The sequence below is a fragment of the Kitasatospora sp. NPDC018619 genome (assembly GCF_044391605.1).
Taxonomy (GTDB): domain Bacteria; phylum Actinomycetota; class Actinomycetes; order Streptomycetales; family Streptomycetaceae; genus Kitasatospora.
Genome location: NZ_JBISAI010000003.1, coordinates 74,998 through 96,353, shown reverse-complemented (window position 1 = coordinate 96,353; position 21,356 = coordinate 74,998). Strand labels below are relative to the sequence as shown.

Genomic DNA, 21,356 nt, shown 5'->3' with positions numbered 1-21,356 from the left:
AGCCATGTCCGTGACGCACCGCCTCACCGCCCCGGCCCCGGGCTGGACCGCCACCACCGACGTGGTCGTGGTCGGCTCCGGCATCGCCGGTCTCACCGTCGCCCTCAACGTCCGCAAGGCCGGCCTGCGGGCCATGGTGGTCACCAAGGCGGTGCTGGACGAGGGCTCCACCCGCTGGGCCCAGGGCGGCATAGCCGCCGCGCTGGGCGAGGGGGACACCCCCGAACAGCACCTGGCCGACACCCTGGTCGCCGGCGCCGGCGTCTGCGACGAGGAGGCCGTCCGCACCCTGGTCACCGAGGGCCCGGACGCCGTCCGCCGGCTGATCGCGGTCGGCGCGGCCTTCGACCGCGGCGCGGACGGCGAGATCCTGCTCACCCGCGAGGGCGGCCACCACCGCAACCGGATCGTGCACGCGGGCGGGGACGCCACCGGCGCGGAGGTCTCCCGCGCCCTGGTCGCCGCCGTCCGGGACGACCCCGGCATCGAGCTGATCGAGCACGCCCTCGTCCTCGACCTGCTGACCGACGCCGGTGGCCACGCCGCCGGGCTGACCCTGCACGTGATGGGCGAGGGCCAGCGCGACGGCGTCGGCGCCGTCCGGGCCCGCGCCGTGGTGCTCGCCACCGGCGGCATGGGCCAGGTCTTCTCCGCCACCACCAACCCCGCCGTCTCCACCGGCGACGGCGTGGCCCTGGCCCTGCGGGCCGGCGCCGCCGCCGCCGACCTGGAGTTCGTCCAGTTCCACCCGACCGTGCTCTGGCTCGGCGCGCAGGCCGAGGGCCAGCAGCCGCTGGTCTCCGAGGCCGTGCGCGGCGAGGGCGCCCACCTGGTGGACGCGGACGGCGTGCGCTTCATGGTCGGGCAGCACGAGCTGGCCGAGCTCGCGCCGCGCGACATCGTCGCCAAGGCGATCACCCGGCGCATGCAGGAGCAGGGCACCGACCACATGTACCTGGACGGGCGGCACTTCGGCGCCGAGATGTGGGAGCACCGCTTCCCCACCATCCTGGCCTCCTGCCGCGCTCACGGCATCGACCCGGTCACCGAGCCGATCCCGGTCGCCCCGGCCGCGCACCACGCCTCCGGCGGCGTCCGCACCGACCGGCACGGCCGCACCTGCGTCCCGGGCCTGTACGCCTGCGGCGAGGTCGCCTGCACCGGGGTGCACGGCGCCAACCGGCTGGCCTCCAACTCGCTGCTGGAGGGCCTGGTCTTCGCCGAGCGGATCGCCGCCGACCTGGCCGGGCGGCACGCGGCCGGCGAGCTGCCCGAACGCACCGTGGACGTCGCCGCCGCGCAGGCCGCGCACGCCGTCCCGCTGCCGCCCTCCGAGGCGCGCGCCGAGATCCAGCGGCTGATGTCGCGCGGCGCGGGCGTGCTGCGCTCGGCCGCCTCGATGGCCGACGCCGCGGCCGGGCTGGCCCTGCTCGCCGGGCAGGCCCGCTGCCACGCCGCCGAGGAGAAGCCGGCCGACCCCCGGGTGGAGACCTGGGAGGCCGCCAACCTGCTGCTGGTCGCCACCGCGCTGGTCGCGGCCGCCGCGCAGCGCGAGGAGACCCGCGGCTGCCACTGGCGCGAGGACTTCCCCGAGCGCGACGACGCCCACTGGCGGCGCCACCTGATCACCACCCTCGCCGCCTCCGGCGACCCCGTCAGCACCCCCGAGGAGCAGTAGAACCATGACCCACGCGCACGAGGAACTCCCGCTGGCCGACCAGGGCGGCTGCGGCGCCGGCTGCGCCTGCGGGGACGGCGAGGGCTACGAGACCGGCCTGGACCCGCAGCTGGCCGAGCTGCTGGAGGCGGCCGGGCTGGACCCGATCGAGGTCGAGGACATCGCCACCCTGGCGCTGGCCGAGGACCTGGCCGGCGGCGAGGACGTCACCTCGGTGGCCACCGTGCCCGCCGAGGCCGTCGCCACCGCCGACTTCACCGCCCGCCAGGCCGGCGTGGTGGCCGGGCTGCGGATCGCCGAGGCGGTCGTCTCGCTGGTCTGCGAGGAGGAGTTCGAGGTCGAGCGACACGTCGAGGACGGCGCCCGGGTGGTGGCCGGCCAGGTGCTGCTGTCGGTGCGCTCGCGCACCCGCGACCTGCTGACCGCCGAGCGCAGCGCGCTCAACCTGCTCTGCCACCTGTCCGGCATCGCCACCGCGACCCGCGCCTGGGCGGACGCCCTGGAGGGCACCGGCGCGGTCGTCCGGGACACCCGCAAGACCACCCCGGGCCTGCGCGCCCTGGAGAAGTTCGCGGTCCGCTGCGGCGGCGGCGCCAACCACCGGATGGCGCTCTCGGACGCCGCCCTGGTGAAGGACAACCACGTGGTCGCCGCGGGCGGCGTGGCCGAGGCCTTCCGGGCCGTCCGGGCCGCGTACCCGGAGCTGCCGGTCGAGGTCGAGGTGGACACCCTGGAGCAGATCCCGCCGGTGCTGGAGGCCGGGGCGGACCTGATCCTGCTGGACAACTTCACCGTCGGACAGCTGAAGGAGGCCGTCGCGCTGGTGGCCGGGCGGGCGAAGCTGGAGGCCTCCGGCGGACTGACCCTGGCCAGCGCGCGCGAGGTCGCCCAGACTGGTGTCGACTACCTGGCCGTGGGCGCGCTCACCCACTCCTCGCCGGTCCTGGACATCGGCCTGGACCTGCGCGCCTGACCGCCAGGCCCCGCCCGGCCCTGTCCCGACTCGCAGAAAGCGTCCCCGTGCTCCTCACCATCGACGTCGGCAACACCCAGACCACGCTCGGCCTGTTCGACGGCGAGGACGTGGTGGAACACTGGCGGATCTCCACCGATCCGCGCCGCACGGCCGACGAACTGGCGGTGCTGCTGCAAGGGCTGATGGGCAGCCACACCGCTGTCCGGGAGGCCGCGGTGGAGGGCCTGGCGATCTGCTCGTCCGTCCCCGCCGTGCTCCACGAGCTCCGCGAGGTGACCCGCCGCTACTACGGCGACGTCCCCGCGGTGATCGTGGAGCCCGGCGTGAAGACCGGGGTGCACGTCCTGATGGACAACCCCAAGGAGGTCGGCGCCGACCGGATCGTCAACGCGCTGGCCGCCAACCACCTCTACGGCGGCCCGTGCATCGTGGTCGACTTCGGCACCGCGACCACCTTCGACGCCGTCAACGCGCGCGGCGACTACGTCGGCGGCGCGATCGCCCCCGGCATCGAGATCTCGGTCGAGGCGCTCGGCGTCCGCGGCGCCCAGCTGCGCAAGATCGAGCTGGCCCGCCCGCGCAACGTGATCGGCAAGAACACCGTCGAGGGCATGCAGTCCGGCATCCTCTACGGCTTCGCCGGCCAGGTCGACGGCCTGGTGGAGCGGATGGCCCGGGAGCTCGCCAAGGACCCGGACGACGTCCAGGTGATCGCCACCGGCGGCCTGGCCCCGCTCGTCCTGGGCGAGGCCTCCACCATCGACGAGCACGAGCCCTGGCTGACCCTCATCGGGCTGCGCCTGGTGTACGAGCGCAACCGCCCCGCGAGCTGAGCGGCGCTCAGCCCCCGGCCCGCGGGAGGGCCGGCCCGGTGGCCTGGCCGTCGGACCGTGGCCGCCCGTCGCCCGGGGCGACGCTCGGCGCGGAGGGCATCGGCCCCGGCCCGTCGGGCTTGGCCTCCGGCCCGACGGGCGCGGTGGGCCCGACCGGGTGCTCCGGGAGGGCCGCCACGACCTTCTGCCAGCGCGGGTCCTTCACCACCGCGGCGAGCTGGTCCGGCGTCAGCGGCGGGTCGGCGCGCGTGACCGGCGTGCCCTGCTCCAGCGGTTTGCGGTTCCACTCCTGGAGCATCAGCTCGTAGCCCGGGCCGGTCAGCGTGGCGGACCACGTCCTGGAGCCGTCCGGCTCGCCCGGGCGCGTCCCGGCCTGGTAGAGGGTCAGGTGCCCGCCGTCCGGCAGGTCGGCCTCGCTGCAGGTGTCGCCCGGAACCGGGCCCGGGCAGCCGGACCGGGTGCCGTCGCGCATGATCCAGAACAGGTACTGGGCCGCTCCGTGCCCGTCGTCCAGGACCAGCCGCAGCTGCGGGACGCCGCTCTCCGTCCCCCGCGCCTCGCCCACCGTCACCGCCCCCGGCGGGAGCAGTTCGACGAGCATCCGCTGGAACTCCGCACCGGAGACCGGCGGGCCCGCCGTCACGCCGGAGGACGCCGGGCCGCCCCGCGCCGCGGCCGACCAGGGCGGCGGGCCGCCGACGGCGGCCACGCCCACCCCCGCCAGGGCCAGCGCGGCGGCGCCCCCGACGGCTCCGGCCCACCGCCTGCGGCGCAGTCGGCGGCCGTACGACCAGCCGGTGTCGACCAGCCGGACGGCGTCGGCGTCGTACCCGCCGGCGGCCCGGCCGAGGGCTTCGCTGAAGGCCCGCTCGAACCGCTCGTCGGGCCCGTCGTGCTCTGCGGACATGGTGAACCAGCCTCTCTACAAGTGGGTTGACGTGACGCGGGCGCGCGCGACGGGCCGGCTCAGCGCCCGGCCGGCTCGTCCAGGCTGCTGCCGAGCACCGCGCGGATCCGGCCGAGCGCGCGGTGGGACTGCGTCCGGACGGCACCCGGGGTGCTGTGCAGGACGACGGCGGTCTCCTCGACGCTGCGGTCCTCCCAGTAGCGGAGCACCAGCACCGCCCGGTCGCGCGGCGCGAGCCGGCCGAGCGCGTCCATCAGGGCCAGCCGCAGCTCCGGGTCGCCCTGCGGGGCCGCGCCGTCCGGCACCGTCCCGATCGGCCGCTCGCCGCTGGAGCGGCGGCTGCGGTGCGAGAGGAAGACCCGCACCAGCACGGTGTGCGCGTAGCCGGCCGGATTGTCGATCCGGCGCCCGCCGCCGAACCAGGAGGTGCGGTGCCACTGGGCGTAGATCCGCCCGAGGGCCTCCTGCACCAGGTCCTCGGCGAGGTGGGTGTCCCCGCCGGTGAGCAGGCAGGCCGACCGGTACAGCGCTCCGGCCCGGGCGGCCGCGAAGGCCTGGAAGTCCTCGTCCCGGCGCCCGCCGCGGGCCGCCCTCTCCTGACCGTCCGGTCGCATCCTGCCCGGCCCCCTCGCTCGCTCTGCCCTGACACCCGGAATGACCGGGTGCACCCCGGGCGGCGTTACAGGGGACGGCGAACGGCTTCTCCGCCGGAGCGAACGCGGGGCGTTCGGCGCGACGTTACCGACAAATCGGATATTCGTCACGTAGTGTCAGTCCATGCCTACGCCACACGGATCGCGCGGCGGCATGGCCTTCAGCGCCGACGAAGTCCGCGTGCTGCGCCGCGCCCTCGCCCAAGCCCTGCACCCCGCCGTCCCCGTCCACCGGACGCCCGAGCGGCCGGCCCTCGCCGGGCCGGGCGCCGAGCTCTGGGCGGAGGACGTCCAGGACGCCCTGCGCCTGACCGAGGCGATCGACGAGGCCGTCCAGGAGGGCGGCCGGCTGCGCGCCTTCCTGCTCGCCGACCTCGGGCGCTACCGCTCCGCCCTGCCCGGCAGCGCCCCCGGCTACCTGGAACGGCTGGAGGAGGCGGTCTCCGACGGGTACCTGCCCGGGCCCGAGGACCTCACCGCCCTGCGCGGGCTGAGCCGCCAGCCCTGCGGCCAGGGCGAGCGGGCCCGCCGCTCCCGGCTGGCCGGGCGCTGCCACGCGCTGGCCGAGGCCGCCGTCCGCGAGCGGCTCGCCCTCCACTCCGGACAGCCCCGCCACCTGGTGGCCGTACCGAGCCCCGCCGCACCGCCGAACAGTCACCCCACCCCCGTAGGAGGACGGACCACCATGAGCAGCACCGAGTCCCGCCCGGAGCAGCCCGCCGCCGCGCAGACCCCGCCCCGTCCGCACCGGATGCCCACGCCCGCCGAGCTGTTCGGCCGCCGTCCCAAGCCCCCCGCCCACCCCGCCCCGCCGGCCGGGCAGGACGGCGAGGAGGTCGAGCTCGCCACCGGCACCGGGTGAGCCGTCCGCGCGCCCGATCCGGGGGAGGCCGCCGCCGCGGCCTCCCCCGCGGCAATCCCGGCGCGGAGCACCGCGTACGGCTGGCTACCCTTGTGGGGTGAGCGATCAGAGCCTTGTTCCCGCGACCGACGACCTTCCCGAGCAGATGCGCGTCCGGCGCGAGAAGCTGGACCGGCTCCGGGCGGCCGGCGTCGACCCGTACCCGGTCGGATTCCCCCGCACCACCACCATCGCCGACCTGCGCGCCAAGCACCCCGACCTCGAACCGGACACCGCGACCGGCGAGCGGGCCGGCGTCACCGGCCGCGTGATCCTCTCCCGCACCGGCGGCAAGCTCTGCTTCGCCACCCTGCGCGACGGCACCGGCGACCTCCAGGTGATGTTCTCGCTGGACAAGCTGGGCGCCGAGCGGCTGGCGGCCTGGAAGGCCGACATCGACCTCGGCGACCAGGTCGGCGTCGAGGGCGAGGTGATCACCTCCAAGCGCGGCGAGCTGTCCGTGATGGTCGACCGCTGGGAGCTCACCGCCAAGTGCCTGCGCCCGCTGCCGGACAAGCACAAGGGCCTGACCGACCCGGAGGCCCGGGTCCGCCAGCGCTACGTGGACCTGATCGTCAACCCCGAGGCCCGCGAGATCCTGCACCTGCGCAGCAAGGTCGTCCGCTCGATCCGCCGCACCTACGAGGACCGCGGCTACATCGAGGTCGAGACGCCGATGCTCCAGCCGGTGCACGGCGGCGCCAACGCGCGTCCGTTCAAGACCCACATCAACGCGTACGACATCGACCTCTACATGCGCATCGCCCCCGAGCTGTACCTCAAGCGGCTGGTGGTCGGCGGCGCCGAGAAGGTCTTCGAGATCAACCGCAACTTCCGCAACGAGGGCGCGGACTCCACCCACAACCCGGAGTTCACCTCGCTGGAGTCGTACGAGGCGTACGGCGACTACGGCACCCAGGCCGAGCTGATCCGCGAGACGATCGTCAACGCGGCCCGCGACGCCCTGGGCACCACCGTGATCAGGGGCGTGGACGCGCACGGCGTCGAGCACGAGATCGACCTCGCCGAGCCGTGGGAGGAGGTCTCCGTCTACCCGGGCATCTCCGCCCGCCTGGGCGTCGAGGTCACCCCGGAGACCGGCGTCGAGGAGCTGCGCAAGCTGGCCGCCGAGCACGGCATCCCGTTCGAGAAGGAGTGGGGCCACGGCCAGATCGTGCTGGAGATGGTCGAGCGCCTGCTGGAGGAGAACGCCGTCCGGCCGACCTTCATCAAGGACTACCCGACCGAGGTCTCCCCGCTGACCCGCCAGCACCGCTCGCAGCCGGGCGTGGCCGAGAAGTGGGACCTGGTGATCTTCGGGACGGAGATCGGCACCGCCTACTCCGAGCTGGTCGACCCGGTCGAGCAGCGCGCCCGCCTGACCGCCCAGTCGCTGCTGGCGGCCGGCGGCGACGTCGAGGCGATGCAGGTGGACGAGGACTTCCTGCGCGCCCTGGAGTACGCGATGCCCCCGACCGGTGGCCTCGGCCTCGGCGTGGACCGCCTGATCATGCTGCTGACCGGCAAGAACATCCGGGAGACGGTGCTCTTCCCGCTGGTGAAGCCGGAGCCCAAGGCATCCGCCGCGACGGCGGAGAAGACCGAGGAGGAGTGACCTGATGGACTACGTCAGCGCGATCGTGCCGCCGCTGGTCATGGCGATCGGCTTCGGGTTCCTGGTGCGGGCCATCATCCGCAGCCAGGGCGGGGCCCAGCGGGCCAAGGAAGACGTCGACTGATCCGCGCCCGAGGCCGTCAGCCGCACCGAACGACGCCGCGCCGCCATTCCCGATTCCCGGGGGTGGCGGCGCGCCGGTTTGGCGCACTTCACAAGATTTGCCCCATTCACTCCCTATCCTGGCCGCACTATGGTCCGGCAACTCGGCGAACTTGAGAACGCCATCATGACCCGGGTGTGGCAGTGGAACCGACCGGTCACGGTTCGCGAGGTTCTCCTGGATCTGCGGTCGGAACGCGAAATCGCGTACACCACGGTGATGACCGTCCTGGACAAGCTCCACAGAAAGGGCTGGCTGCGCCGCGACCGGGTCGGCCGGGCCTATCGATATGAGCCGGTCTCCTCCCGTGAGGCGTACACGGCGGCCCTGATGAACGACGCCTGGGCCACCAGCGACAATCCGGCGGCGGCCCTGGTGCACTTCTTCGGCCTGATGTCCCCCGAGCAACGCGAAGCCCTGCGGGACGCCTTGCGGGTGGCCGCTCTGTTCCCGTCCGATCCGGGCGGCGCGGATTCCGGGGCGGACGGACCCGATACCGGTGGGACGGAACCGGGAGCGGCGCGATAACGTCCCGACCATGGAGGTCACCATCCGCCGGGCGCGGACCACGGACGTGCGGGCAGTGCGCAGGCTCATCGACACCTACTCGCGCGACGGCATTCTGCTGGACAAGCCCACAGTCACACTGTTCGAATCCGTCCAGGAGTTCTGGGTCGCGGAACGCGACGACGACGGCACGGTGGTGGCCTGCGGCGCGCTGCACGTCATGTGGGAGGACCTGGCCGAGGTCCGCACCCTGGCGGTGGACCCGGTGGTCCGCGGGACGGGGATCGGGCACCTGCTGCTGGAGAAGCTGGTGCAGACGGCGCGCTGGCTGGGCGTCCGTCGGATTTTCTGCCTGACGTTCGAGGTGGCGTTCTTCGCGAAACACGGTTTCGTCGAGATCGGCGAGCTCCAGGAAACCGATGATGGTACGACAGACCCGGCGGCGATCGCTACGGATGTCTATGAAGAACTCCTCCGCTCGTACGATGAAGGCGTCGCCGAGTTCCTCGACCTCGAGCGGGTGAAGCCCAACACACTGGGCAACTCGCGCATGCTGCTGCACCTCTGAGGCGCTCCACCCGGGTCAAGGGTTTGTGTTTTCCGGAGAAAGGCGCTTTCCTTTCCTTAGGCAATGGGTCGTTTAGCGGAAAGGGAAGCCCGTGGCACAGAGGGTGCAGGTCATTCTTGAAGACGATCTCGACGGCGGTTCGGCGGACGAGACGGTGACGTTCGCGCTCGACGGCGTTGCCTACGAGATCGACCTGAAGAGCGCCAACGCGGACAAGCTCCGCGGCCTGCTGGCGCCGTATGTGGAGAAGGGCCGCAAGCAGAGCGGCCGGCTCGCCGGTGCCCGCCGCCCGGGCCGCGGCGGTGCGGCGCGGCCGGCCGGCGGCGGTGCGCCCGACACCGCCAAGATCCGCGCGTGGGCCAAGGAGCAGGGCTTGGAGGTCAACGACCGCGGCCGCGTTCCGAGCAACGTGCGCGAGGCGTACGAGAAGGCCAACGCGTCCTGATCGCGGCGGCGCCGCGAGCCCGCCGGAGCGGGTGCGGGGCCCCGGCGGTCAAGGGCGGCGCCACCACCACACGCACGGGGTGCGGAGGATCTCCTCCGCGCCCCGCGGCGCGTGCCCGCCCGGGAGCCGGGCGGCCCCGGGCCGGAGGCGTCCGCGGAGCCCGGCCCGGAGCCGGCGCCCGGGCGGCGGAACAACCCGCGGCCGTGCGACGCTGTAAGGACGGAGCGGCAACGCGGACACCACCGGCCCGGCCCACCCGGGCCCCCGGCCGCCGTCGAACCCCCGTCGCAGCGGCGCGACTTCTCGCCAGGCGAACACCGCCACCGCGGAAACTGCGCGAGAACCGCCCCGATACCGGGTATGAATGCAGGTGGACGGGTTCTTCGGCCCGTCCAGGGGCAGCAAGCGCGACCGGCCGGACGGTTCCGGCCGCGCCCCCGGCGGCTCGTGTTCGCCGATGGCGTAGCGGAATCCGGTGCATCCGGCCCAGCTGTGGGAACACCGTTTGCCAACACCAGGTTGGGATTGGTGTCGGCTGGTCGCGCAGCATCTCGCTCCTCTACCGGGGAGTGAATCCGTGGGCCGCGCCGCTGAGCGGGACTAGCATGCGGAAGGACAGGGCGGGGACGGACCCCGAACTGCCCGACCGCTCTGAGGAGCGATAAACGATGTTCGAGAGGTTCACCGACCGCGCGCGGCGGGTTGTCGTCCTGGCTCAGGAAGAAGCCCGGATGCTCAACCACAACTACATCGGCACCGAGCACATCCTCCTGGGTCTGATCCACGAGGGCGAGGGCGTCGCCGCCAAGGCCCTGGAGAGCCTCGGGATTTCTCTTGAGGCCGTTCGCCAGCAGGTCGAGGAGATCATCGGCCAGGGCCAGCAGGCCCCGTCCGGCCACATTCCCTTCACCCCCCGGGCGAAGAAGGTCCTGGAGCTGTCGCTCCGCGAGGCCCTCCAGCTCGGCCACAACTACATCGGCACCGAGCACATCCTGCTCGGCCTGATCCGCGAGGGCGAGGGCGTCGCCGCCCAGGTCCTGGTGAAGCTGGGCGCCGACCTCAACCGGGTGCGCCAGCAGGTCATCCAGCTGCTCTCCGGCTACCAGACCGGCGGCGGCAAGGAGTCGGCCACGGCCGGCGGGCCCGCCGAGGGCACCCCGTCGACCTCGCTGGTCCTGGACCAGTTCGGCCGCAACCTCACCCAGGCCGCCCGCGAGGCCAAGCTCGACCCGGTCATCGGGCGCGAGAAGGAGATCGAGCGGGTCATGCAGGTGCTGTCCCGCCGCACCAAGAACAACCCGGTGCTGATCGGTGAGCCCGGCGTCGGCAAGACGGCCGTGGTCGAGGGCCTGGCCCAGGCGATCGTCAAGGGCGAGGTCCCGGAGACGCTCAAGGACAAGCAGCTCTACACGCTGGACCTGGGCGCCCTGGTGGCCGGCTCGCGCTACCGCGGTGACTTCGAGGAGCGCCTGAAGAAGGTGCTCAAGGAGATCCGCACCCGCGGCGACATCATCCTGTTCATCGACGAGCTGCACACCCTGGTCGGCGCGGGCGCCGCCGAGGGCGCCATCGACGCCGCCAGCATCCTCAAGCCGATGCTGGCCCGCGGCGAGCTGCAGACCATCGGTGCCACCACCCTGGACGAGTACCGCAAGCACTTGGAGAAGGACGCCGCGCTGGAGCGCCGCTTCCAGCCGATCCAGGTCGCCGAGCCGTCGCTGCCGCACACCATCGAGATCCTCAAGGGCCTGCGGGACCGCTACGAGGCCCACCACCGGGTCTCCATCACGGACTCCGCCCTGGTCGCCGCCGCCACCCTGGCCGACCGGTACATCTCGGACCGCTTCCTGCCGGACAAGGCGATCGACCTGATCGACGAGGCCGGCTCCCGGATGCGCATCCGCCGGATGACCGCGCCGCCGGACCTGCGCGAGTTCGACGAGAAGATCGCCGACGTGCGCCGCGAGAAGGAGAGCGCGATCGACGCGCAGGACTTCGAGAAGGCCGCGTCCCTGCGCGACGACGAGAAGCAGCTCCTGCAGGCCAAGGCCAAGCGCGAGAAGGAGTGGAAGGCCGGCGACATGGACGTCGTCGCGGAGGTCAACGAGGAGCTCATCGCCGAGGTCCTGGCCACCGCCACCGGCATCCCGGTCTTCAAGCTGACCGAGGAGGAGACGTCCCGCCTGCTGCGCATGGAGGACGAGCTGCACAAGCGCGTCATCGGCCAGAAGGACGCCATCAAGGCGCTCTCCCAGGCCATCCGGCGCACCCGTGCGGGCCTCAAGGACCCGAAGCGCCCCGGCGGTTCGTTCATCTTCGCCGGCCCGTCCGGCGTCGGTAAGACCGAGCTGTCCAAGACGCTGGCGGAGTTCCTGTTCGGCGACGAGGACGCGCTGATCGCGCTCGACATGTCCGAGTTCTCCGAGAAGCACACCGTCTCCCGGCTGTTCGGCTCCCCGCCCGGCTACGTGGGCTACGAGGAGGGCGGCCAGCTGACCGAGAAGGTCCGCCGCAAGCCGTTCTCCGTCGTCCTCTTCGACGAGGTCGAGAAGGCCCACCCGGACATCTTCAACTCGCTGCTGCAGATCCTGGAGGACGGTCGCCTGACCGACTCCCAGGGCCGCGTGGTCGACTTCAAGAACACCGTCATCATCATGACGACCAACCTCGGCACCCGGGACATCTCCAAGGGCTTCAACCTCGGCTTCGCGGCCGCGGGCGACACCCAGACCGGGTACGAGCGGATGAAGGCGAAGGTCGGCGAGGAGCTCAAGCAGCACTTCCGCCCCGAGTTCCTGAACCGTGTCGACGACATCGTGGTGTTCCACCAGCTGTCCGAGGACGACATCATCCAGATCGTCGACCTCATGATCGACAAGGTGGACGAGCGGCTCAAGGACAAGGACATGGGCCTGGAGCTCAGCGTCGAGGCCAAGAAGCTGCTGGCCAAGCGCGGCTACGACCCGATCCTGGGCGCCCGTCCGCTGCGCCGCACCATCCAGCGCGACATCGAGGACCACCTCTCCGAGAAGATCCTCTTCGGCGAGCTGCGGGCCGGCCACATCGTCGTCGTCGACGTCGAGGGCGAGGGCAAGGACGCCAAGTTCACCTTCCGCGGCGAGGAGAAGTCGGCCGTCGCGGACACCCCGGCCGCGGTCGCCTCGTCCGGTCCGGACCTGACGAAGTAGACCAACTTTTAACAGACAACTTCACAGCCACCGAGCCCCCGGCGTCCGCGCCGGGGGCTCGGTGCGTCCCGCCCCCGCGGCCCGGGTCCGGGGCCGAACCGGAGGGGCGGGCTCCCCTGCTGGCTGGTACGGGTGCGCTCGGTTTCTCAGTGAGCTTTAACGAACATACGGTTGACACACGGTCAGATGATGGGAAGCCGCGGAGCATAGCGCCGTGACCATGTCACGGTCAAGGTCTATCTTTTCCGTGCACGCTTGGATCAAATGACGTCCACCTGTCTTTCATTTTGGTTTGCCGGGCTTTGGCCAAGAGCTGGCCCCGGTCGGGGAGGACGTCACCACGTTGAAGAACACCAGGAGAACCGCTGCGGGCGCCACCGCCGCAGCGGTCATAGTCACGCTCGGCGCGGGCCTGTTCCCGGGCACCGCCGTCGCCGCCGGCTCGGCCCCGGTCCCGCGGGACCCGGCCGAGGCCGTCCAGAGCACCGAGCACAACCTTCCGGGCCCGCTGACGGCGAAGGTGGAGGCGGAGCAGAAGGCCGCCACCCAGAAGCTGCTCGACGGCACCGCCGAGGTCGAGAAGCACAACGGCTCGACCAGCGTGAAGCTCGGCAAGGACAAGTACGTCGAGCTCGCCCGCGAGCGCACGGACAAGATCTTCACCATTCTGGTCGACTTCGGTGACCAGGTGGACAACACCACGAAGACGGCCGACGGCAAGGTCAAGTACGGCGGCGAGCCCGGCCCGAAGCACAACGAGATCGCCAAGCCGGACCCGGCCACCAACAACTCGACCGCGTGGCAGGCCGACTACAACCAGCAGCACTTCCAGGACCTGTACTTCGCCAAGGACAAGCCCTCGCTGAAGACCTACTACGAGCAGCAGTCCTCGGGCCGCTACTCGGTCGACGGCGTGGTCTCGGACTGGGTGCGGGTCCCGTGGAACGAGGCCCGCTACGGCTCCGACTACTGCGGCTCCAACGTCTGCGCCAGCGCGCAGGACCTGATCCGCGACGCCGTGGACATCTGGTACAAGGACCAGCTGGCCAAGGGTCAGACCGACGCCCAGATCAAGGCGACGCTGGCCCAGTACGACCAGTGGGACCGCTACGGGTCGCACCACGACGGGAACTTCAACCAGCCCGACGGGTACATCGACCACTTCCAGATCGTGCACGCCGGCGAGGACAAGTCGGCCGGCGGCGGCAAGCAGGGCAGCAAGGCCCTGTGGGCGCACCGCTCGTACGTCTACGGCAACCTCCAGGGCACGGCCGGCCCCGACGGCAACAAGCTCGGCGGCGTCCAGGTCGGCAACAGCGGCGTCTGGATCGGCGACTACACGATGCAGCCGGAGAACGGCGGCCTCGGCGTCTTCGCCCACGAGTACGGCCACGACCTCGGTCTGCCGGACCTCTACGACACCGCCGGCAAGGGCATCGACAACTCGGTCGGCTTCTGGTCGCTGATGTCCTCCGGCTCCTGGCTCGGCGAGGGCAAGGGCGCCATCGGCGACATGCCGAACGACCTCGACGCCTGGAGCAAGTACCAGCTCGGCTGGCTGAAGGCCGACCGCGCCAAGGCCGGCACCGAGTCGACCCACCACATCGGCCCGGCGGAGTACAACAGCAACCTGCCGCAGGGCCTGATCGTCGACCTGCCCGCGAAGAAGATCACCACCGAGATCAACAAGCCGTTCGCCGGCACCGGTGAGTGGTGGAGCGGCAGCGCCGACAACCTGAACGTCACGCTCACCCGCGACATCGACCTGACCGGCAAGACCAAGGCCGCCATCAACGCCAAGGCCTGGTACGAGCTGGAGCAGGACTTCGACTACGCGTTCGGCGAGGTCTCCACCGACGGCGGCAAGACCTGGACCGTCGTCGACGGCACCTGGAACGGCGCCGCGCTGCCCCGCGAGAACGGCCGTCCGGCCCTCAGTGGCCAGGTGGCCGCCTGGGGCGACCTCTCCTTCAACCTGGACGCCTTCGCGGGCCAGCAGATCAAGTTCCGCTACCACAACACCACCGACGGCGGCCTGCACTACCGCGGCCTGACGCTGGACAACATCGCGGTCGTCGCCGACGGCGCCACCGTGTTCAGCGACGACGTCGAGAACGGTGACAACGGCTGGGTGGCCGGCGGCTTCTCCCGCTTCGGCGGCTCGTACACCAAGGACTACGCGCAGTACTACATCGCGGAGAACCGGCAGTACGTGTCCTACGACCGGACCCTGAAGACCGGCCCGTACAACTTCGGCTTCGCCGACCGCCCGAACTGGGTCGAGTACTACCCGTACCAGCCCGGCCTGCTGATCTGGTACTGGGACGAGTCGCAGACCGACAACAACGTCAGCGCCCACCCCGGCCAGGGCCTGATCCTGCCGGTCGACTCGCACCCGACCCCGCTGAAGTGGACCGACGGCTCCCTGATGCGTCCGCGCATGCAGGGCTACGACTCCACCTTCGGCTCCCGCCGCACCTCCGGGATGACCCTGCACAAGGCCGGCGTCGAGACCGTCGTCCCGAAGGCCAAGGGCGTCGACGAGTTCAACGACCTGAAGTCGTGGTGGACCAAGGACAACCCGTACAGCGGTGTCAACGTCCCGAAGACCGGCACCAGCATCGAGATCGAGAACGAGTCCTCGAACTACCTGGAGACCTGGATCCGGGTCCGCCCGGTCGACAACTGACCGCCGCCCTCCGGTAGCGATCGGCCTGTGACCAGGCAGCTCTGACGACACCACGTCCGGCCCGTCCCCGCAGCACGCGGGGGCGGGCCGGACGCGTCGTCAGGCCCGCCCGGCCGGCAGCCGGTCCAGGAAGGCCGCGGCCGCCACCGCGACGTCGGCCGCCGTCCAGTCGAGGGCCGGCCCGGCGACGGTGACCTCGGTCATCGACAGCCCCGGTACCCCGCCCGGGCGCCAGGCGCCGAACAGCCCGATCCGGGTGTCCTCGGCCAGCCCCAGCCCGGCCTCCTCCAGCTCCCCGGCCGGGTACGGCAGCCAGAGCCGGAACTGGTGGGTGTGCGGCGGCGCCGGGTGCACCCGGGCGCCGGGAACGGCCGCGAACGCCCGGGCCAGCGCCCCGGCGACCGTCCGGGCGTGCGCCAGGTAGCCGGGCAGCCTCGGCAGCTCCCGCTCCAGCCCGGCCAGCGCGGCCAGCGCGAACGGCCACTGCTGGTAGAGCTGCCCGCCGTAGCGGTGCCGCCAGGCGCGGGCGGTGCGCACGAAGGCGCCCGGGCCGGCCAGCGCGGCGCCGCTGATCCCGCCGAGCGTCTTGTAGAAGGAGACGTAGACGGAGTCGGCCAGCCCGGCGAGCTCCGGCAGCGGCCGGCCGAGGGCGACGGCGGACTCCCAGAGCCGGGCGCCGTCCAGGTGCAGCGCCGCGCCGTGCTCCTCCCGCACCACCGCGGCCAGCTCCACCAGCTCCGCCCAGCCGGGCAGCACGAACCCGGCGTCGCGCAGCGGCAGCTCCAGGCTGAGCGCGGCGTACGGCTCGTCCAGGGCGCGCAGCTCCTCGGCGGTGGGCTGGCGGGGCGCGGCGGTCGGCCAGAGGCTGCGCAGCCCGGAGAGCACGCCGAGCGCGTGCCGCTCGTGCCGCTCGGTGTGGGCCAGCGGGTGGGTGACCACGGTGCGCCACCCGGCCGCCTCGGCGTGGATCCGCAGGGCGACCTGCTGGGCCATCGTGCCGGTCGGGAAGAAGGCCGCGTCCTCGGCACCGAGCAGCTCGGCGACCCGCCGCTCCAGGGTGCGGACCACGCCGTCGCCGTACTGGTCCGGGCGGCCGTCCAGGTCGGGGCCCGGGTACGGGCCGGGGGCGGCGCCCGGCGGCGGGCCGGCCAGGTCGGCGAGGCGTTCGCGGATGCTCTGCGGCCGGACCCCGGACAGCAGCCGCTCGCAGCCCCGCAGGGCGGCGAAGCGGCGGTCCGACAGGCTCGGGCCGGGGCCGGGGGCGGCGTCTTCGCTCCTGTTGGCATTCATGGCTCGATGGTCCCGCAGCGGGCCGGGCCGGTCAGCGGCGCGGACGGAAAGCGGACCGGGCCGCCAAACCCCGGCGGCGCGTGGTGCTGGTCACAGGCCTCCGGGGCGGTACGACGAACGGTAGTAGCGGGGCCCGCACGGCGGCGTCGACCCCGCGGCGGTGGTCAGCGATCGGATCTCATGATCATTACTCCGTCGGTTTGAATCTCCGGCGCCACGATGACTACACGCCGTAGTACGTCACCCCGTTTGGGACTCCGCTCGGTGACCGTTACACCTGAGTGGTCCCCCGCTCAGCACGCGCCCGAACGGGCCCTTGGTGCTGCCCCCGTACGACCCGTGAGGTTCGGCAAGCGATGTCCACCGTCCCGCCCGTGGGGCCGGCCCTGCGCCGGCTCGCCGCCCGTACGGCGGCCCGGGCCGCCGTCTGGCAGCCCCGGATCGGCCACGCCGTCCGCACCCAGGCCGCGCCGCTGCGCGCGCTCGCCCACCCCCGGCACGCCACGCTGCCCGGCAGCCGCCAGCGCGCCGAGCACGACCACGCGCTGGTCTCGGCCGGCGCCGCCGCCACGCTGCTCGCCGGCGCCCTGCTGGTCGCCGCCCCGGGCACCGCCTCGGCGCAGACCGTGCTGCCCACCACGCCGGGCAGCTCGGCCTTCACCGTGCCGCGGGCGGAGGTGCCGAACGCGGGGCTGGTCCAGGTGGCCGGCCCCAGCCCGTACAAGCTGCCCGACGACGGCGACTCGGCCCAGCAGTTCGTGGGGGTGGCGGACAACCTGCTGCCGCTCGAACCGCCGGCACCGGCGCCGGCACCCGGGCCGGAGCCGGGGGCGCAGCCCCAGCCCGGCGGCGAGCCGGCCCCGGAGGCCGAACCCGAGCCCGCACCCGAGCCGGCACCGGCCCCCGGGTGGTCGGCGCCGGTGCCGAACGCCCCGACCAGCAATCCGTACGGGAAGCCCAACCGCAGCTACGCGGCCGGGTACCACACCGGGGTGGACTTCGCGGTCGCCCCGGGCACGCCGCTGCTGGCCGTCGGCGACGCGACCGTGGTGTCGGCCGGCTGGGACGGCGCGTACGGCAAGGAGGTCGTGCTGCGGCTGGCGGACGGCCACTTCGCGCAGTACGCCCACCTGTCCTCGCTGGCCGTCTCGGCGGGCCAGCGGGTGTCCGCGGGGGAGCGGGTCGGACTGTCCGGGACCACCGGCAACTCGACCGGCCCGCACCTGCACTTCGAGATCCGCACCAGCAACCGCTACGGCGCGGTGGTCAACCCGGTCGCGTACCTCGCGGGGCACGGCGTCACGGACTTCTGAGCCGGCCGGCGCCCTCAGCCGCGGGCCGGGGCGGGAGGGCCGATCCGGGTGCCGATCTCCAGCGCGATGTCCCGGGCCGTCGCGATCGCGACGTCCACGTCCGCCAGGGGCGGCTCCTCGCCCCACACGTTCCGGGCGTGGCCGCAGTCCGTGCTGTCCTGCTTGAACAGGAACAGCGCCGAGTGGACGGTGAACAGCGCCATCGCGGCCCGCAGCCGGTCGTGGAAGTCCGCGCCCGGCCCGTGCACCAGCTGCACCATGGTGATCATGCGGTCCTTGAAGGCCAGCCCGGCCCGGGACTCGCGCAGCGCGGGCTGGTTCTCGTGGAAGAAGCGCAGCAGCGGGGCCCGCTCGGCCATCCCGTCCGCGAAGCGCCGGATCAGCTCGTCGCGCATCTCCGGGCTCCAGGCCTGCTCGCGGCCCCACGCGATGGACTCGTCGATCGGCGCGGCCATCCGCTCGACGATGCCCAGGACGATGTCGTCCTTGGTCTTGAAGTGGTAGTAGAGCGCGGCCTTGGTGACGCCCAGGCGGTCGGCGATCTCGCGCAGTGAGGTCTGTTCGTAGCCCTGCTCCGAGAAGAGCTCCAGTGACACCTCGATGATGCGAGCCCGGGTGTCGCTGCGGGGGCTGTGCGGAGTGCCCATGGCCTGCCTCATGACTGCGTCGGTGACTACTGCGGAACCCCGGGGTGGGTCCACCCCGGGCTCATTCTCCCTGCCCAGAAGGCCGGTCGGAAAACTGGCTTGACGACCGGCTAGGAAACAACCTACCGTGCCGACCGTCGATAAACTAGCCGGGCGACAAGTAAGTGAGCCGCCGCGCGGCGCAACGCTCCGTCCGAACCACCCTCCGGGAGAGCCCACCCATGTCACAGCCCCAGACCGCCGGCCCGGCGCCGACGGACAGGACGGCCGAGGAGGAGCAACCGCGGTCCCCGCGCGAGATCCGCCTCGTGATGATCGGCCTGGTCGTCACCATGCTGCTGGCCATGCTCGACAACCTGATCGTCGGCACCGCGATGCCGACCATCGTCGGCGACCTCGGCGGCGCCGAGCACCTGTCCTGGGTGGTCACCGCGTACACCCTGGCCACCGCCGCCTCCACCCCGATCTGGGGCAAGCTCGGCGACATGTACGGCCGCAAGGGCACCTTCCTCACCTCGATCGTGATCTTCCTGGTGGGCTCGGCGCTGTCCGGCCTGTCGCAGAACATGAACGAGCTGATCGGCTTCCGCGCCGTGCAGGGCCTCGGCGCCGGCGGTCTGATGGTCGGCGTCATGTCGATCATGGGTGCGCTCGTCCCGCCGCGCGACCGCGGCAAGTACCAGGGCATGTTCGCCGCGGTGATGGCCCTCGCCACCATCGGCGGCCCGCTGGTCGGCGGCTTCATCACCGACCACCTGAGCTGGCACTGGACCTTCTACATCAACCTGCCGCTCGGCGTGGTCGCGCTCGCGGTGGTCGTCGTCACCCTGAAGCTGCCGAAGGTCCGCAGCACCGCCAAGATCGACTACCTGGGTGCGGTCCTGCTCACCGTCGGCATCACCTCGCTGGTGCTGATCACCACCTGGGGCGGCCAGCAGTACGCCTGGGGCTCCAAGGAGATCCTCGGCCTGTCGGCGCTCTCCGCCGCCTCGCTGATCGCCTTCTGCTACGTGGAGCAGCGGGTCGAGGAGCCGATGCTTCCGCTGAGCCTGTTCAGGAACCTGAACTTCACCCTGGTCTCGATCATCGGCTTCATCGTCGGCTTCGTGATGTTCGGCTCGACCGTCTTCCTGCCGCTCTACCAGCAGATCGTCCAGGGCGCCTCGGCCACCAACTCCGGCCTGCTGCTGATGCCGATGATGTTCGGCATGCTGGTGATCTCGCTGGTGGTCGGCCAGGCCGTCACCAAGACCGGCAAGTACCGGATCTACCCGATCATCGGCACCGTCGTGATGACCGTCGGCCTGGTCCTGCTCTCCACCATGGGCACCGGGACCAGCAGCTTCACCTCGGCCTGCTGGATGATCGTGCTGGGCGCCGGCATGGGCTTCCTGATGCAGATCACCATGCTGGTCGCGCAGAACAGCGTCGAGCTCAAGGACATGGGCGTGGCCAGCTCCACCGCCACCCTCTTCCGCACCATCGGCGGCTCCTTCGGTGTCGCGCTGTTCGGCGCGCTGTTCAACAACCGGGTCACGGACACCATGAAGGAGCGGCTCGGCGAGCAGGCCACGGCGGGCGGCGGCGTGAAGGACCCGGGCCAGATGAGCCCGGCCGCGCTGCGCACCCTGCCCGAGCCGGTCCAGGACGCCTACCACCACGCGGTGTCCAACGGCATGCACACCGTCTTCCTGTGGGGCGCCGGGGTGGCCGTGATCGCGATCGCCGCGGCGGTGTTCCTGCGCGAGGTGCCGCTGCGCGGGACCGGCAAGGGCGAGGCCCCGGCCGAGTCCTCGCTGGAGGCGGCGGCCGTCTGACGGCTCCGGCCGGTGCGGCGCCCCCGGGAGGTCCGTCCTCCCGGGGGCGCCGTCGTTCCCGCCGTTCCTACTGGGGCAGCCGGTAGACGCCCTGCTCGACCGGCTCGACCAAGCCGTCCGCCACCAAGCCGTCCAGCGCCCGGGCCCGCTGCACCGCGTCCGGCCAGACCGCGTCCAGCCGGGCCTGCGGCACCGTCCCGTGCGCCTCGCGCAGCACCGCGAGCAGCTTGCCGCGCACCTGGCGGTCCGTCCCCTCGTAGGACTGGCCGCGCCGGGCCGGGCCCTCGTACGGCGGCCGGCCGGCCCGCTGCCAGGCGCAGGCGGTGAACAGCGGGCACTGCCCGCACTCCGGCCCGCGCGCGGTGCAGACCAGCGCGCCCAGCTCCATCACGCCGACCGCCCAGGTCGCGGCCGTCTCCGCGTCGGCCGGCAGCAGGGCGGTGGCGGTGCGGCGCTCGGCCGCGGTGGTGGCCTGGGCCGGGTACTCGACGCCGGTCACCGCGCGGGCGAAGACCCGGCGGACGTTGGTGTCCAGCACCACGTGCCGCTGGCGGAAGGCGAAGGAGGCGACGGCGGCGGCGGTGTACTCCCCCACGCCGGGCAGCGAGAGCAGGGTGGCGTGGTCGTCCGGGACCTCGCCCCCGTGCTGCTCGGTGATCGCCACCGCGGCCGCGTGCAGGCGCAGCGCCCGGCGCGGGTAGCCGAGCCTGCCCCACATCCGGACCGCCTCGCCGGGCGCCTCGGCGGCGAGGTCGGCCGGGGTCGGCCAGCGGGTGAGCCAGGCCTCCCAGGCGGGCAGCACACGCTTGACCGGGGTCTGCTGGAGCATGAACTCGCTCACCATGACGGCCCACGGCGTCGCGTCCGGGGTCCGCCAGGGCAGGTCCCGCTTGCTCGCCTCGTACCAGTCCAGGACGGTCGCGTGGAACAGCGGCAGGGGCAGCGGCGGCCGGACGGCGTCGGCAGCGGGGGCGGGGGCGAGGGCGGCGGCGGGGGCGGGGGCGGGGGCGGCGTCGGCAGCGGGGGCGGTGATGGCAGTCATGGCCCTTCGATCCTCCCACGCCCCGCCGACCGGACCGAAGTCGATCAGACCGCTCCGGATCATCCCGGCGACCTCCGGAAACCGTCCGGTCGGGGCTCGCTCGAACGGGTCAAATGGCGGATCA

General features: G+C 72.6%; 17 protein-coding genes. 12 read left to right on the top strand and 5 right to left on the bottom strand.

The window, feature by feature from the left end:
- The first annotated feature begins 4 nt into the window (after positions 1–4).
- The 3 genes from ACH5AR_RS05380 to ACH5AR_RS05370 are packed head-to-tail and all read left to right on the top strand — an operon-like array spanning position 5 to position 3,487.
- Positions 5–1,678, top strand: coding sequence for an L-aspartate oxidase (locus ACH5AR_RS05380; protein WP_396300062.1), 1,674 nt, complete (start codon positions 5–7; stop codon positions 1,676–1,678).
- 4 nt (positions 1,679–1,682) lie between these two features.
- Positions 1,683–2,651 (top strand): carboxylating nicotinate-nucleotide diphosphorylase, encoded by a 969-nt coding sequence (gene nadC, locus ACH5AR_RS05375; protein WP_396300061.1) that lies wholly within the window; start codon positions 1,683–1,685, stop codon positions 2,649–2,651.
- 47 nt (positions 2,652–2,698) lie between these two features.
- Positions 2,699–3,487 (top strand): type III pantothenate kinase, encoded by a 789-nt coding sequence (locus tag ACH5AR_RS05370; protein ID WP_396300060.1) that lies wholly within the window; start codon positions 2,699–2,701, stop codon positions 3,485–3,487.
- Between the two features lie 7 nt (positions 3,488–3,494).
- On the opposite strand, the gene ACH5AR_RS05365 is transcribed toward ACH5AR_RS05370, so the two are convergent.
- Positions 3,495–4,394, bottom strand: coding sequence for a hypothetical protein (locus ACH5AR_RS05365; protein WP_396300059.1), 900 nt, complete (start codon positions 4,392–4,394; stop codon positions 3,495–3,497).
- Positions 4,395–4,453: 59 nt separating this feature from the next.
- A complete protein-coding gene (locus ACH5AR_RS05360; RefSeq protein WP_396300058.1) occupies positions 4,454–5,008 on the bottom strand; it encodes a SigE family RNA polymerase sigma factor in 555 nt (184 codons plus the stop codon).
- Between the two features lie 163 nt (positions 5,009–5,171).
- Between ACH5AR_RS05360 and ACH5AR_RS05355 the strand changes: the two genes are divergently transcribed.
- The 7 genes from ACH5AR_RS05355 to ACH5AR_RS05325 all read left to right on the top strand — a co-directional run bounded on the left by ACH5AR_RS05355 (position 5,172) and on the right by ACH5AR_RS05325 (position 15,123).
- A complete protein-coding gene (locus ACH5AR_RS05355; protein ID WP_396300057.1) occupies positions 5,172–5,909 on the top strand; it encodes a hypothetical protein in 738 nt (245 codons plus the stop codon).
- Positions 5,910–6,006: 97 nt separating this feature from the next.
- Positions 6,007–7,563 (top strand): bifunctional lysylphosphatidylglycerol synthetase/lysine--tRNA ligase LysX, encoded by a 1,557-nt coding sequence (gene lysX, locus ACH5AR_RS05350; RefSeq protein ID WP_396300056.1) that lies wholly within the window; start codon positions 6,007–6,009, stop codon positions 7,561–7,563.
- 253 nt (positions 7,564–7,816) lie between these two features.
- A complete protein-coding gene (locus tag ACH5AR_RS05345; protein ID WP_396300055.1) occupies positions 7,817–8,254 on the top strand; it encodes a BlaI/MecI/CopY family transcriptional regulator in 438 nt (145 codons plus the stop codon).
- 10 nt (positions 8,255–8,264) lie between these two features.
- A complete protein-coding gene (locus ACH5AR_RS05340) occupies positions 8,265–8,801 on the top strand; it encodes an amino-acid N-acetyltransferase (RefSeq protein ID WP_396300054.1) in 537 nt (178 codons plus the stop codon).
- A 91-nt stretch (positions 8,802–8,892) separates the two neighbouring features.
- Positions 8,893–9,246, top strand: coding sequence for an Lsr2 family protein (locus ACH5AR_RS05335; protein WP_355249976.1), 354 nt, complete (start codon positions 8,893–8,895; stop codon positions 9,244–9,246).
- Positions 9,247–9,914: 668 nt separating this feature from the next.
- On the top strand, positions 9,915–12,434 hold the full coding sequence (locus ACH5AR_RS05330; protein ID WP_359821142.1) for an ATP-dependent Clp protease ATP-binding subunit: 2,520 nt from the start codon (positions 9,915–9,917) through the stop codon (positions 12,432–12,434).
- 343 nt (positions 12,435–12,777) lie between these two features.
- Entirely contained in the window at positions 12,778–15,123 is a 2,346-nt protein-coding gene (locus tag ACH5AR_RS05325; RefSeq protein WP_396300358.1) for an immune inhibitor A domain-containing protein, read from the top strand.
- A 99-nt stretch (positions 15,124–15,222) separates the two neighbouring features.
- On the opposite strand, the gene ACH5AR_RS05320 is transcribed toward ACH5AR_RS05325, so the two are convergent.
- The gene (locus ACH5AR_RS05320) at positions 15,223–16,413 is read right to left on the bottom strand and encodes a threonine aldolase family protein (RefSeq protein WP_396300053.1); all 1,191 of its coding nucleotides are present in this window, start codon (positions 16,411–16,413) and stop codon (positions 15,223–15,225) included.
- A 356-nt stretch (positions 16,414–16,769) separates the two neighbouring features.
- Between ACH5AR_RS05320 and ACH5AR_RS05315 the strand changes: the two genes are divergently transcribed.
- A complete protein-coding gene (locus ACH5AR_RS05315; protein WP_396300052.1) occupies positions 16,770–17,726 on the top strand; it encodes a M23 family metallopeptidase in 957 nt (318 codons plus the stop codon).
- 14 nt (positions 17,727–17,740) lie between these two features.
- On the opposite strand, the gene ACH5AR_RS05310 is transcribed toward ACH5AR_RS05315, so the two are convergent.
- Positions 17,741–18,373: a TetR/AcrR family transcriptional regulator gene (locus tag ACH5AR_RS05310; RefSeq protein WP_396300051.1), complete on the bottom strand. Its 633-nt coding sequence runs from the start codon at positions 18,371–18,373 to the stop codon at positions 17,741–17,743.
- Positions 18,374–18,594: 221 nt separating this feature from the next.
- Here ACH5AR_RS05310 and ACH5AR_RS05305 point away from each other — a divergent pair, with 221 nt between their 5' ends.
- Positions 18,595–20,190: an MDR family MFS transporter gene (locus ACH5AR_RS05305; RefSeq protein WP_396300050.1), complete on the top strand. Its 1,596-nt coding sequence runs from the start codon at positions 18,595–18,597 to the stop codon at positions 20,188–20,190.
- A 67-nt stretch (positions 20,191–20,257) separates the two neighbouring features.
- Here ACH5AR_RS05305 and ACH5AR_RS05300 read toward each other — a convergent pair whose 3' ends face one another.
- Complete coding sequence (locus tag ACH5AR_RS05300) at positions 20,258–21,232, bottom strand: A/G-specific adenine glycosylase (RefSeq protein WP_396300049.1); 975 nt, start codon at positions 21,230–21,232, stop codon at positions 20,258–20,260.
- Positions 21,233–21,356 lie beyond the last annotated feature (124 nt).